The 11,866-nt window shown below is 65.1% G+C and carries 10 protein-coding genes and 1 pseudogene; 7 read left to right on the top strand and 4 right to left on the bottom strand.

Translation table 11 applies throughout. The annotated features are described in order from the left end of the window. Nucleotides 1-437: 437 nt before the first annotated feature. Entirely contained in the window at nucleotides 438-719 is a 282-nt protein-coding gene (locus CFB49_RS30680) for a hypothetical protein (RefSeq protein ID WP_089438126.1), read from the bottom strand. A gap of 229 nt (nucleotides 720-948) precedes the next feature. Here CFB49_RS30680 and CFB49_RS30685 point away from each other — a divergent pair. Next, a pseudogene (locus CFB49_RS30685) lies at nucleotides 949-1,470 on the top strand (CheR family methyltransferase); the annotation flags it as partial. A gap of 110 nt (nucleotides 1,471-1,580) precedes the next feature. Here the strand turns inward: CFB49_RS30685 and CFB49_RS30690 are convergent. Together CFB49_RS30690 and CFB49_RS30695 are read right to left on the bottom strand one after the other, a co-directional pair. Then, entirely contained in the window at nucleotides 1,581-2,873 is a 1,293-nt protein-coding gene (locus tag CFB49_RS30690; protein ID WP_089437594.1) for an Nramp family divalent metal transporter, read from the bottom strand. A 241-nt stretch (nucleotides 2,874-3,114) separates the two neighbouring features. Next, nucleotides 3,115-3,717 carry a TetR/AcrR family transcriptional regulator gene (locus tag CFB49_RS30695; protein WP_069617241.1) on the bottom strand — a complete coding sequence of 201 codons (603 nt, stop codon included), beginning with the start codon at nucleotides 3,715-3,717 and terminating at the stop codon, nucleotides 3,115-3,117. A gap of 400 nt (nucleotides 3,718-4,117) precedes the next feature. Here CFB49_RS30695 and CFB49_RS30700 point away from each other — a divergent pair, with 400 nt between their 5' ends. The 3 genes from CFB49_RS30700 to CFB49_RS30710 all read left to right on the top strand — a co-directional run bounded on the left by CFB49_RS30700 (nucleotide 4,118) and on the right by CFB49_RS30710 (nucleotide 6,574). Then, the gene (locus CFB49_RS30700) at nucleotides 4,118-4,705 is read left to right on the top strand and encodes a tetratricopeptide repeat protein (RefSeq protein WP_089493126.1); all 588 of its coding nucleotides are present in this window, start codon (nucleotides 4,118-4,120) and stop codon (nucleotides 4,703-4,705) included. 120 nt (nucleotides 4,706-4,825) lie between these two features. Continuing rightward, complete coding sequence (locus CFB49_RS30705; protein ID WP_089437596.1) at nucleotides 4,826-5,653, top strand: hypothetical protein; 828 nt, start codon at nucleotides 4,826-4,828, stop codon at nucleotides 5,651-5,653. A gap of 120 nt (nucleotides 5,654-5,773) precedes the next feature. Next, nucleotides 5,774-6,574, top strand: coding sequence for a hypothetical protein (locus CFB49_RS30710; protein ID WP_069619564.1), 801 nt, complete (start codon nucleotides 5,774-5,776; stop codon nucleotides 6,572-6,574). Between the two features lie 148 nt (nucleotides 6,575-6,722). Here the strand turns inward: CFB49_RS30710 and CFB49_RS30715 are convergent, their stop codons facing one another. After that, nucleotides 6,723-7,667: a LysR family transcriptional regulator gene (locus CFB49_RS30715; RefSeq protein WP_089437597.1), complete on the bottom strand. Its 945-nt coding sequence runs from the start codon at nucleotides 7,665-7,667 to the stop codon at nucleotides 6,723-6,725. 180 nt (nucleotides 7,668-7,847) lie between these two features. Between CFB49_RS30715 and CFB49_RS30720 the strand changes: the two genes are divergently transcribed. The 3 genes from CFB49_RS30720 (at nucleotide 7,848) to CFB49_RS30730 (ending at nucleotide 11,710) form a co-directional block, all read left to right on the top strand. After that, nucleotides 7,848-8,771, top strand: a complete 924-nt coding sequence (locus tag CFB49_RS30720) for a dihydrodipicolinate synthase family protein (protein ID WP_069619511.1) — start codon at nucleotides 7,848-7,850, stop codon at nucleotides 8,769-8,771. A gap of 233 nt (nucleotides 8,772-9,004) precedes the next feature. Continuing rightward, on the top strand, nucleotides 9,005-10,447 hold the full coding sequence (locus CFB49_RS30725; RefSeq protein ID WP_069619512.1) for an MFS transporter: 1,443 nt from the start codon (nucleotides 9,005-9,007) through the stop codon (nucleotides 10,445-10,447). Between the two features lie 189 nt (nucleotides 10,448-10,636). Beyond that, a complete protein-coding gene (locus tag CFB49_RS30730) occupies nucleotides 10,637-11,710 on the top strand; it encodes a porin (protein ID WP_089493706.1) in 1,074 nt (357 codons plus the stop codon). Nucleotides 11,711-11,866: the final 156 nt, after the last annotated feature.

Consider the following 11,866-nt stretch of genomic DNA (forward strand, 5'->3'; position numbering starts at 1 on the left):
ATGGCCGGTCGAGCACGGGTCGGCGCCGGATGACGAAGGCGCGATCGGTTCGCGAGGCGTCGCTTCTCGCGCACGGGGTGGACGGTTGCCGATGCAAGGACGCGGTGCGAGGGAAGGGCGGCGTCGGCGGCAATACGAGCGCGTCGCGTGACTTGCAACCGTCGTTGCCGGATTTCCAAGCGGTTGTCGTTTCGGCAGCATGGGGCGCGTGACGCCCGTTTCGTGACGATGGCGACGCGCGGCGAAGGAGCGCACCGCGACGGACATGCCGCGTTGCTGGCGGGGCCGATCGGCGCGGTGGCGTCGCGGTCGGGCGGCACCTGAATGGCCGGTGCGTCAGCGTCCGGACGATCGCGGCAGCCCCTATTCCCCGCGATGCCGCGCGAACCGGATGACGACGGGCGCGCGGGCCGACCAGCGCCGGCCGGCGTGCCGGTTCAGCGCGCTTTCAGCATTTCGTCGGCGAGCCGGTAGGCGCTGACCGCGCGCTTCGATTCGTAGTCGGCGATCGTCGACACGTTGCGCCCGGCGTCGCGCGACAGCAAACCCTGCAGCGCGGCGGCGGCGAAGAAATCGCGCAGGTCCGGCGTCGCGGATTTCGGCTCCGGCGGAGCGGCTTCGACGATCGGCCCCGCTTTCCAGAAAACGGGCGACGGCGTGCCTGCCTTGGAGACGGCGGCGGTTTGCTTGATGCTCACATCCTGGGAAAACGGCGTCATTTCTTCCCCTTCGATCAAGTATCTGTTGGCGAAGCAGCGTAACGTCCCCGACTACGTGGGCGAGCATCGTCTCGTTTTGTTTTTGAGCGGTACTAAGCGATTGATCGACGCGAATATTCGCCGGTAATACGGCATCCGTCAAAGGAAATAAATTGAATCCGACGGGCCGACGCACGAGCACGAATCGTTCCCGATGGCGATCGACGGGAAGCATGGCGTTTCGCCAACCGAGGTACGCGTGTGGGTGGCCGGATGCGCGACGGGCGAAGAGGCGTACTCGATCTCGCTGCTGCTCGCGCGGGCGCGCGAGGCCGCGATGTCGAGCCAGGCCATCCAGGTCTTCGCGACCGATATCGACGAAGCGGCGATCGTCCGCGCGCGGACCGGTTCCTACCCGCTGTCGATCGCGAGCGATGTGCCCGCCCCGTTGCTGCAACGGTATTTCACGCGGGAAGGCGCGCACTACGTGATCGCGAAGGCGGTGCGCGAACGCATCCTGTTCGCGGCGCACAGCCTGCTGCGCGATCCACCGTTCTCGCATCTCGACCCGATCTCGTGCCGCAACGTGCTGATCTATCTGGAACGGGCGGTGCAGCGGCAAATCCTGGAGCTGTTCCATTTCGCGTTGCGTCCGAACGGCTAGCTGTTCCTCGGCACCGCCGAATCGGCCGACGCGGCGGACGATCTGTTTTCGGTCGTGGACAAGAAACGCCGGATTTACCGTGCACGCGTCGTCACGCATCGCGCGAAGCAGGCCAAAACCAGCGGCTCGCGGACGTGCTGCGCAATGCGGTCGGCTCTGCGATAAGCAGGGGCAAACTGGAGTGAGCGCAGCGAGCCGCGCCAACCGCGCCGCGGGTTTTATCCCGGCACGAACACGCCTAGCGCCGCGATCGCCATCGCGAGCGTCGCGACCCATCCTCCCCACGCAAGCGGGCCTCTGACGGCGAACTCGCCCATGACTCGTCGGCTTCTCGCCATCAGCATCATCACGACCATGATCGGCACGGCGCTCACGCCGTTGATGACGGCGCTCCAGTACAGCGCGCGGATCGGGTCGAAATGCATGAACGTGAACGCGATTCCGCCGACGATCGCCAATACGATCACCGCATAGAATTCGGGCGCGACGCCCCACTGCAACGCGAGGCTATTGCGCCAGCGGAACGTGCCGGCCGCCGCATAGGCGGCCGATCCCGCGAGCACCGGCAGCGCCAGCAGGCCGGTGCCGACGATGCCGAGCGCGAACAGCACGTACGCGAAGTGACCGGCAAGCGGCTCGAGCGCCCGCGCGGCGTCCGCCGACGTTTTGACGTCGATGTGACGGGCGTGGAGTGTGGCCGCCGCCGTCAGCACGATGAAGAACCCGATCACGTTCGACACGCCCATGCCGAACCACGTGTCGAAGCTGATCCGGCGCAACTGCGCGGGCGCCTGGCGCGGCATGCGCCGCAACGGCCGCTGGTTCGGCGCGGCGCGCAATTCCTCGACTTCCTGGGACGCCTGCCAGAAAAACAGATACGGGCTGATGGTCGTGCCGAGCACGGCGACGACCGTGGTCAGATAGGCGGCGGTCAGTTGCGCATCGGGCTGCACGATAGCGCGACCGACCTCGGCCCAGCTGACGGGCACGATGAGGGCGACCGCGACATACGCCAGCAGCGTCAGCGCGGTCCATTTAAGCAATCGCGAGTAGCGGTCGTATGGAACGAACACCTGCAGCACGACCGACACGCCGCCGAGGCACACGATGTAGAGCTGCTGCGGGCCGGGCAGCAACAAATTGACGGCCGCCCCCATGGCCGACAGGTCGGCCGCGATGTTGATCACGTTGGCCGTGATCAGCAGCACGACCGTCCCGTGCAGCAGCCATCGCGGGTAGTGCGTGCGCATGTTGGACGCGAGACCTTTGCCCGTCACGCGGCCGATTCTCGCGCTGACCAGCTGGATGGCCGTCATCAGCGGATACGTCAACAGCAGCGCCCACAGCAATTCGAAGCCGAACTGCGCACCCGCCTGCGAATAGGTGCCGATGCCGGAAGGATCGTCGTCGGCGGCGCCGGTGACCAGGCCGGGACCGAGACGCCGGACCCACGTGGCCGCATTCGGGGCCGGTTCCGTCGGCTCGGGCTGGAGAAAATCGTTGTCGTTCATGATGGCGGGCCTCCCGTGCGGCACGCGCAATCGCCGTACCCGCCCGGCGGGCGTCGCGCCGCGGCGGCCCGGCCGGGCGTTACGGCCCGTTCGGCTTCGCCATGTCGCCAGCGTCGATCTTGATCGCGTGTTCCTTCGAGACCGGCCGCGCACCGGCCATGCTCGCGCTGCCGATGCGCAACTTCACGCGCACCGGTTCGTTTGCATCGAGTCCCGACACATCGCCGGCGCGCGACGCGCGTTACGTCGGGCTAGCCGCACCGTCGGCGGGCGAGACCGTCGCGTGCATCGCCTGTTCGAGAAGGGCGTGCGCGGCTTGCCACGCGCGCGCGGCAGCCGCGGAATCGTTGAAGGCCCGTGCTTCGACCGTCGCGCCGTCCAGCAGCATCATGAAGACCGTTGCCAGCCGGTTGGCGGTTTCGGGCGGCACGAGAGCCCCGATCAGCTCCGCGATCCATTCGACCATCGTGCGGCGATAGCGGATCGCGACATCCGATATCGGCGCATAAGCGGTGCCGAATTCGGCCAGCGCACGCTCGAACAGGCAGCCGGCAAATTCGGGTGTCCTGAACCATGCCGCGTACCAGTCGAAGATGGTCTTGACGCGCTCGACCGGATCGGTGACGTGCTGCAACTGCGCGGCGATGCTGCCGACGATGAGGTCGTAGCGCTGGACCAGCACTTCGCGAATCAGTTCGTCCTTGCTCGCAAAATGCCGGTACAGCGTCATGCGGGCGACACCGGAATCGTCGATGATCCAGTCGACACCCACCGGATGGAATCCGTGCCTGGAGAACAGTTCGGTCGCTTTGTCCACCACCAGCTGGCGTTTGTTGGCTCGCACGAACGGCTTCCTCCTCGATATTTCAGTAGCATAGACCGATTATTCTAGCATCATGCTGCTCGACGAAATCGGCATCCCGGCGTTGTCCCGCCGGGCAATCCTGGCGGCCGGCGCCGGTCATCAAGTCATCTTGACTATTGGATAGACCGATATGTATCATTTGAATCCAGAAAGCATCGATCGGTATTGCGTGGATTAAAGAGGCGGAACGCGGGGCTGTGTTCCGCTCTCTGTTTTCCGCCGTATCGGACGCTGCAACGATGTTTCAAGCCGAAAAGAGAACCTGAGAGAGCCTCGGCATGCGAGCCCGCGGAACGTCCGCGCCTCGCACCGCCCGGGGCAGGCTCGCGGGCGAGCGCGCGAAGCAATACGGCGCCAATGAAACGTGAGGAAAGTACCCATGTATCGCCGTTTACTCGCACCGGGGCTGCTGTTGCTGCTGGCCGCGTGCGCGCAGGATCCGTCGATCACCGCCGGCACGGTACGGATTTGCGACGACACAGGTTGTTCCGATCGCCCTAAAGATCAGGTCTCCTATCAAAAAAGGGACGATACGCAAGACCGCGACGATCCACGCATCGCCGCGCTCAAGCAAACCGCGAAGACCCAGCCGAAGGCCGCCTACGATCTTGGCCTGCGCTATTTCCGCGGCGACGGCGTGCGCCAGGACAGCTACCAGGCGCTCAAGTGGATGCGCGAGGCCGCCGAACGCGGCGACCTGAACGCGCAAAAGGCGCTCGGCGGTTTCTACCTGTTCGGCCTCGAGGAAATGGGCTCGGATGCGCGCGAAGCGGAGAAGTGGCTGTCGATCGCGGCGGGCCGCGGCGACAAGGAATCGAAAAAGCTGCTCGAACTCGCGCGCAAGGCCAAGAAAGAAGACGAAGAAGACTGGAAGTGGCGCACGCAATGGCGTGACACGTATTACGGCTACTGGTACTCGGGCTATCCGTACTACGGCGTCTGGCAACAGACGTACTGGTACTACTGACCGGGTATCGAGCAACGGGGCAGCAGCGGGGAGACCACCATCGCGCGCCACGCCGGGGGGCTTATCGACGTTCGCACGAACACATAAGCCGAACAACGACTCTAATCGACCGACAACGACATGAAGACCAACCTTTCCCAACGTCTCACTCAAGGCGCGCTGGTTGCAGCGCTTGGCGCGTGCGTCGCGGGTTGCGGCGGCGTGGTGACGCCCGGCGGGCAGAACGCCGGCGTGACGGGCGCGGCGGCAGGCGGCGCGAGCGCCGGCGCCGATTCGCAACTGCAGCGCTGCGCGTCGCCGCTGGGCACGATCGCGGTCGACGACGGCCGCAACGCCGACTGGTGGGGCCCGTTCGGCAGCGCGACCAAGGTGACGAGCATCGACCCGCTGCTGCGGCTGGCCGTGCAGCAGTCGAACTGCTTCGTGATCACGTCGATCGGCAACCAGAAGAGCGACGCGCGCCTGTCGCGCATCACGCAGCTGCAGCGCAACTCGGGCGAATACCGCGCGGGCTCGAAGCAGCAGAAGGGCCAGCGCGTCGCGGCCGACTACTACATGGAACCGCAGATCGTGATCAACGATTCGCCGATCGGCGGGATCGGCAGCATGATCGGCGGGCTGATCGGCAACAGCGCGGTGGCGGCGGTGGCGGGCCACCTGCAGACGAAGGCGTCGGTGGTGACGCTGACGCTGTTCGACGTGCGCTCGGCGGTGCAGATCGCGGCGTCGGAAGGCAGCTCGACGGCGACGAACTACGGCGCGGCGCTGGGCGGCCTCGGCGGCGGGGTGGGCGGCGGGCTCGCCGGCTTCTCGACGACGCCGGAAGGCAAGGCGACGGTCGTCGCGTTCATCGACGCGTGGAACAAGATGGTCGTGGCGCTGCGCAGCTACAAGGCGCAGGACGTCAAGGGCGGGCTGGGCCGCGGTGGCCAGCTGCAGGTCAACTGACGTCGCCGGGCCGGCGGGGCCGCCGGCCGATTCTGATTCCTGATTCGTGATGGTCGGTGCGTGCGGCGTGATCCGCGCGTACGGGCTTCGTTCGTCCTGTTCGTTTGGAAGGTGATCCCGATGAAAGCCGCTGCACTGATTGCATTGACCTGCCTCGCGCTGACCGCTTGCGGCGGCGACGACAATCCCTCGCCCGCTTCGTCGGGCGGCTCGGGCACGAGCAACAACGGCGGCAGCGGCGGAAGCGGCGGAACGCCGACCACCGGCACATCCGGCGGCAATCCGGGCTCGCCGACCGCGTCGAACGTCGAGTGCGACCCGGTTTACCAGCAAGGCGATACCGTGCAGTTGCACATGTACACGCAAGCGACGTCGCAGAGCCCGTCGGTCGACAACGGCGTGTACACGCGGACTTACGCGCCGGCGACGTTCAACGGCGTGGCGCTCACGCAGCAGGCCGAAACGACGCCCGGTTCGCCGATCCAGACCCATCACTACTACCTCGTCGGAAACGGTGTGCGCACGAACTACGGCAGCGAGGTTTACAGCGGCAGCACGCTCGTGGTGCGGGACGTGAACTCGCCGCCCTATGTCGAGACGATCGGGCTCGCGGGAAGCGAGACCGTGAATTACGTGAATACGCCCGTCGTTCCGTCAGGCGGCGCGCAAACGTCCGTCTCGATCCAGCGGACGTACGTCGCGCGCGAAACGGTCAGTCTCCGGAACGGCAAGGTCTTCGCCAACGCTTGCCACTATCAGACCACGGAGACCGCCGCCAACCCGGCGGTAACGACCAAGACGAGTGCAGACGACTGGCTCGCGCCCGGTGTCGGCCTGGTCAAGTCGGTCGCCGACGTGGGCGGCACGCAGATCATCACGCGCGAACTGGAAGCGGCGACGGTAGGCGGTAGGTCGTACTAAACGTCTGTGCGGATCGGCGGCGCGGATGGACAAGTTGCGCCGCCCGCCGAGCCGTTCGCCGCGCAAGCCGGCGCCCGACAACACGACGCGCATGGCCGAGATCGATATCCCACCCGATCAGGGCTGCGAACGCACTGTGCCGAGCCGCTCAAATGGAGCGCAGGAACGCGGCGGACATACCCAACCGAAGATCCGACGAGAGCGTGCGCGACCGTGCGATTTCCTTCGTGAGCTGCATGACCGTGCGGCAAGCCAGCGTCAGTTCGCCGTGCGGCGACATGGCGAGCGCAATGAAGCGCGGCACGGACGGATCGACCACCATCGACGCTTGCAACCGGCATTCCCGTTCCAGATGGGCGATCGCGTAAGGGCCCAGCAACGCATGAATGCCGCCGTCGGCGACGATGTGCCCCTGCAGGCTGAGAGAATCGGCTTCCGCCGCGAAATTCAGTGACACCTGATGTTCGCCCGCGACTTGTTCGAGCCGCTCGCGCCAGCTATTGGGGCGGCAGAAAGAGACCAGCGGAATGCCATCGAGCCTGGAAAAAGCGATCGTGGGCTGACTGGTCAACGGATCGCCTTCCGCCCCCACCAGATAAGTCGCGGCCTCGACCAGATATTCGTCGCCGTTTCTCGGCGTCGGACTATTTCGAAACAGGATGGCGAGATCGACGCTGCCGTTCTCGAGCCAGGTTTCCAGTAACGCTCCTTGACCCTCGCGCACCTGTAACTGCACCAGCGGATAGCGCTCTCGAAGCCGATGGTAAACGGTGCTGACCAGGGGATGGGCGGTGGAGGGCAGGATCCCGAGCCTGACCACGCCGATCGGCTCGCCCGCCGTGCTGCGGATGTCGTTGGCCAACTGCTCCGTGCTGGCCAACCACGTTCTCACGCGCGGCGCGATACGCGCGCCCAGCTCGGTCAAGACCACACCCCGGCCTGTCCGTTGAAACAGGCGGCCCCCGCAGTACTGCTCGAGCTCGACGATCTGCCGGCTGATGTGCGGCTGACTGGTCCCGTAAGCAACGGCCGTCTTGCTCAGGCTCCCAAGTTCCGCCGCGTCGATGAATAGCTTCCAGGCCGCATAGTCCACCGCGAAGCCTCCCGCAGATATGTCAAATCAGTATAGCTGAAATGCAAAATTTGGCCGTTCTCGCATGGGTCGTGCGTCCCTACACTGCAACGCATGCACCGTCGTTCCGGTTCGATGCGAAACGGGCGGCGGGCTCTCCTCCCGGAAAGAGGAGCGGAAAAGCTCACATTTGGAGACGTCATGAAAGCGATCGATCTGCGCGGTTTGGTCCCGGCACCCGTCACCCCTTTCACCCGCGAGGGCGCGGTGGACCATGCGGCAATTCAACGGCTGGGCGCGTGGCTTGGCGGCATCGAAGGCGTCAAAGGTCTGACGGTGCTCGGACATGCCGGCGAAGGCACGTTCCTCTCGCAGAAAGAACAGGCTCAAGTCATCGAAAGCTTCGTGAAGTCCGTCGACGGCAAGATTCCGGTGATCGCCGGTATCACGCTCGAAGGCACGGAAGTGGCGGTGGAAGAAGCGAAGCGCGCGGTCGACGCCGGCGCGTCGGCCGGCCTGGTGTATCCGTCGCACGGCTGGCTGCGCTTCGGCTATCAGAACGGTGCGCCGCAGGATCGCTACCGCGCCATCCACGAGGGCAGCGGCTTGCCGCTCATCCTGTTCCAATACCCGGACGCCACCAAGGCGACCTACAACCTCGACACGCAGCTGGAGATCGCCGCGCAACCGGGCGTCTTCGCGATGAAAAACGGCGTGCGCAACATGCGTCGCTGGGACGTCGAGATTCCGATCATCCGACGCGAGCGTCCGGAACTGCAAATCCTCACCTGCCACGACGAGTATCTGCTCCACACGATGTTCGACGTCGACGGGGCGCTCGTCGGCTACGGCAGTCTGGCTCCCGAGCCGCTCATCGAACTGATCAAGGCGGGCAAGGCGAAAGACTACGCGGCCGCCCGCGCGATTCACGATCGCCTGCTGCCGGTGACGCGTAACGTGTATCACCGCGGGTCGCACATGGAAGGCACCGTCGCGCTCAAGCACGGTCTGGTGGCCCGCGGCATCCTCGAGCACGCCACCGTGCGCTCGCCGCTGTTGCCGCTCGCGCCAGGCGCGGACGTCGAAATCGCGCACGCGCTTCGTTCGGCCGGCCTCGTCGACTGACTCGGGCGCGGCACGTCCATAGTCGGATGACGACGGCGCAGCGCCACTCGCGTGCCGTCGGCGTCGAGCGTCGGGGCGGCGCGCGCCACCGCATCGCACGCACCGCCGCCGACAGGCTCGGCAAACGATAAAAAGGGCGCCGATATCGCGGAAAACCATCAAGAAACGCGACCGGTGCCGCACAACAAGAAGCAAGCCGAAGGTTCATAAAATGCAGCTTTTCAGGAGACAGCATGAACACCCCTTCGACCGCCTGCGGCGTCGACCTTGGTCGATCCGCGAGCGAAACGCGTCCCATGAGCGAGCAACTGCGGGCGGCGAACCTGCTGTTCCGCATCGAGAACGTGCCGTTTTGCAAGTGGCACACCCAGGCACGGATCGTCATGGGCAGCGCGACCCTGTTCGATGCGTTCGACGCACTGTCGCTTGCTTTCGTGCTGCCCGTACTGGTGGGGCTCTGGCATCTTTCTCCCGGCCAGATCGGCGTGCTGATCGCTGCCGGCTATCTTGGGCAGGTCGTCGGCGCGTTGGTGTTCGGCTGGCTGGCGGAGCGCCTGGGGCGTGTGCCGAGCGCCACCGTCGCGGTGGGCGTCATGTCGGCCATGAGCGTCGTATGCGCGTTCACCGGCAGCTTTCACATGCTGTTTCTGATGCGTTTCCTGCAAGGCATCGGTGTGGGCGGAGAAGTGCCCGTGGCTGCCACGTACATCAACGAGCTATCTCAAGCGCACGGCCGCGGACGCTTCTTCATCCTGTACGAGCTCATTTTCCCGTTGGGCCTGCTCGCGGCCGCGCAGCTCGGTGCGTTCGTCGTCCCGCGCTTCGGTTGGGAATATATGTTCCTGATCGGCGGGATTCCCGGCATCGTCGTCGCGATCCTGATCGCACGCCTGCCGGAATCGCCGCGCTGGCTCGTATCACGCGGGCGTTTCGATAAGGCCGAACGCATCATCGAGCGGCTGGAGGCAAGCACGATGAAGCGCAACCTCGACACGCATGCGCAACGGGCCGAAGTGGACGCGCGCGTGGCGGGCCTTCTGATCGGACGACAGTCGAAGCAGAAGGGAACGTGGAAGGAACTGTTCTCGCCGTTCTACCGGGGCCGCACCGTCGTCGTGTGGCTGCTTTGGGCGAGCGCTTATTTCGTGGCCAATGGCATCAACAACTGGCTGCCGAGCCTCTACAAGACGGTTTACCACCTGCCGCTGCAAGCGTCGCTTCAGATGGCGTCGATCTCGAACGTCCTGAGTACGTGCGGCGTGCTTGCCTGTGCGCTGCTGATCGATCGGGTCGGACGCCGCCGGTGGGCAATGGCCTGTTTCATCATCAGCGCGGCCCTGCTCGCCGCACTGGGCATTCATGGCGCAGGCAGCGCGTGGTCCGTGATGCTGCTCGGATCGTCGGCCTACGCGGTGATGGCGACGACCACGGTTCTTCTGTACCTGTACACCCCTGAAATCTACCCCACCCGGATGCGCGCGATCGGCACCGGTCTTGCGACTTCGTGGCTACGCGCGGCGTCTGCCGCCGCGCCGGCGATCGTCGGCGTCGTATTGACCGGGAGAGGTATCGCCGCGGTATTCGTCATGTTTGCCGTGGTCAGTGCGGTGGGCTTCTTCGTCGCCGCGCGAATGGTGGAGACGACCAATCGTTCGCTCGAAGAGATTTCCCCGTAGTCACGCGCGTTCCTGACGGCGCCTTTCCCTGAGAAGCCCCGAGGGGGGAGGCGTTTCGTCGCTCGTCACGCCAGTGGCTTCAGCGACATGCTCGCGACAAGCTCCTCGTCATAGAGTAATCCATCAGTACTGCTGACAGGATTGCCGCGGAAAAGGACGCTCACAAAAATATGAATGGAGACAACCGAAATGAAAAAGACACGACAGGTCGTGGTGCGCGTGGTCGCCCGGCGCGTTGTCGGTACGCTCGGCGCGACGGCGATATTCAGCGCCGGTCTGGTATGGACTTCCGACGGCGCACGCGCAGATAGCGGCTCCCAGGTTCAGCTTTATGGCCTCATCGGCACCTACGTCGGGAGTATCAAACGCACTGACATGCCGCGGTCCACGGTGCTGATGGGAAGCGGCGGGCTCACCACGTCGTTCTGGGGAATCCGCGGCAAGGAAGACCTTGGCGGCGGCGTCGGCGCCATTTTCGTCCTCGAAAGCTTCTTTCAACCCGCCAACGGCGCGCTGGGGCGCAGTGCGGCGGACCCGTTCTGGTCACGCAATGCGTACGTGGGCTTTCAAGGTGGCTTCGGCCAGTTGACCTTCGGCCGCCAGAGAAACCCGGCCTATACGGCCGAATCCATCGTCAATCCGTTCGGATCCTCGACAGTCTTCTCTCCACTCGTCCTGCAGACGTTCGTGACGAACTATGGCGGGACGATCCTCGGCGATACGGTGTGGAACAACACCGTCAAGTACACGACGCCGGACTTCGACGGGTTCGGCGCCACCGTCATCTATGGTCTTGGCGGCGTTGCGGGTTCGCCTGGCGTCGGTAACCTCGGCGTTCACTTGAACTATCGAGCGCACGGTCTCACGGCCGTGTTGTCGGGCCAGCGCGTGCGCTATACCGCGGCAGGGCCGGTCGGCGCGCAGTACGCCTATCTGGCGGGCGCGGCATACGACTTCAGGATCGTCACGCTCTACGGCGCCTGGGCGATGACGAGCGACGCGAGTACGCCGACCGGCAGCCATACTTACGAGGCGGGTGTGTCGATCCCGTTGTCGCCGGCCGACTTCCTGCTTGCAGAGTGGGCGCGCACGAAGCGGTCCGGCCCGACCGAAGCGGCCCGCAGCCTGCGGAATACCGCGTCTGTCGGCTACAACCACCTGCTGTCGAAACGCACGGACATCTACGCGATTTACTCTTACGACAAGCTGAGCGCTCACCCCACCGGCAATACGTTCGCGGCGGGCATTCGCCACACGTTCTGATTCCTTCCAGCGTCCTCCCCCGCCCCCGCTGCGGTAAATCCTTTCCTGAACGGGAGCGCGCGTTTATGATCCGCCGCTGCAAGCGGTCGTCGTCGGAATCGCCTGACGCGTCACACCACCGGTCCATTCCTTCGGACACCGCTTTCCGTTTGTGCC

The organism is Burkholderia sp. AU17457 (assembly GCF_002223255.1).
In the GTDB taxonomy this organism is placed as follows: domain Bacteria; phylum Pseudomonadota; class Gammaproteobacteria; order Burkholderiales; family Burkholderiaceae; genus Burkholderia; species Burkholderia sola.

Excerpts from the sequence above, each read along its gene's own strand:
- CFB49_RS30730 (WP_089493706.1), top strand. The coding sequence starts at position 10,637 with ATGAAAAAGACACGACAGGTCGTGGTGCGCGTGGTCGCCCGGCGCGTT.
- CFB49_RS30710 (WP_069619564.1), top strand. The coding sequence starts at position 5,774 with ATGAAAGCCGCTGCACTGATTGCATTGACCTGCCTCGCGCTGACCGCT.
- CFB49_RS30725 (WP_069619512.1), top strand. The coding sequence starts at position 9,005 with ATGAACACCCCTTCGACCGCCTGCGGCGTCGACCTTGGTCGATCCGCG.
- CFB49_RS30680 (WP_089438126.1), bottom strand. The coding sequence starts at position 719 with ATGACGCCGTTTTCCCAGGATGTGAGCATCAAGCAAACCGCCGCCGTC.
- CFB49_RS30705 (WP_089437596.1), top strand. The coding sequence starts at position 4,826 with ATGAAGACCAACCTTTCCCAACGTCTCACTCAAGGCGCGCTGGTTGCA.
- CFB49_RS30690 (WP_089437594.1), bottom strand. The coding sequence starts at position 2,873 with ATGAACGACAACGATTTTCTCCAGCCCGAGCCGACGGAACCGGCCCCG.
- CFB49_RS30700 (WP_089493126.1), top strand. The coding sequence starts at position 4,118 with ATGTATCGCCGTTTACTCGCACCGGGGCTGCTGTTGCTGCTGGCCGCG.
- CFB49_RS30720 (WP_069619511.1), top strand. The coding sequence starts at position 7,848 with ATGAAAGCGATCGATCTGCGCGGTTTGGTCCCGGCACCCGTCACCCCT.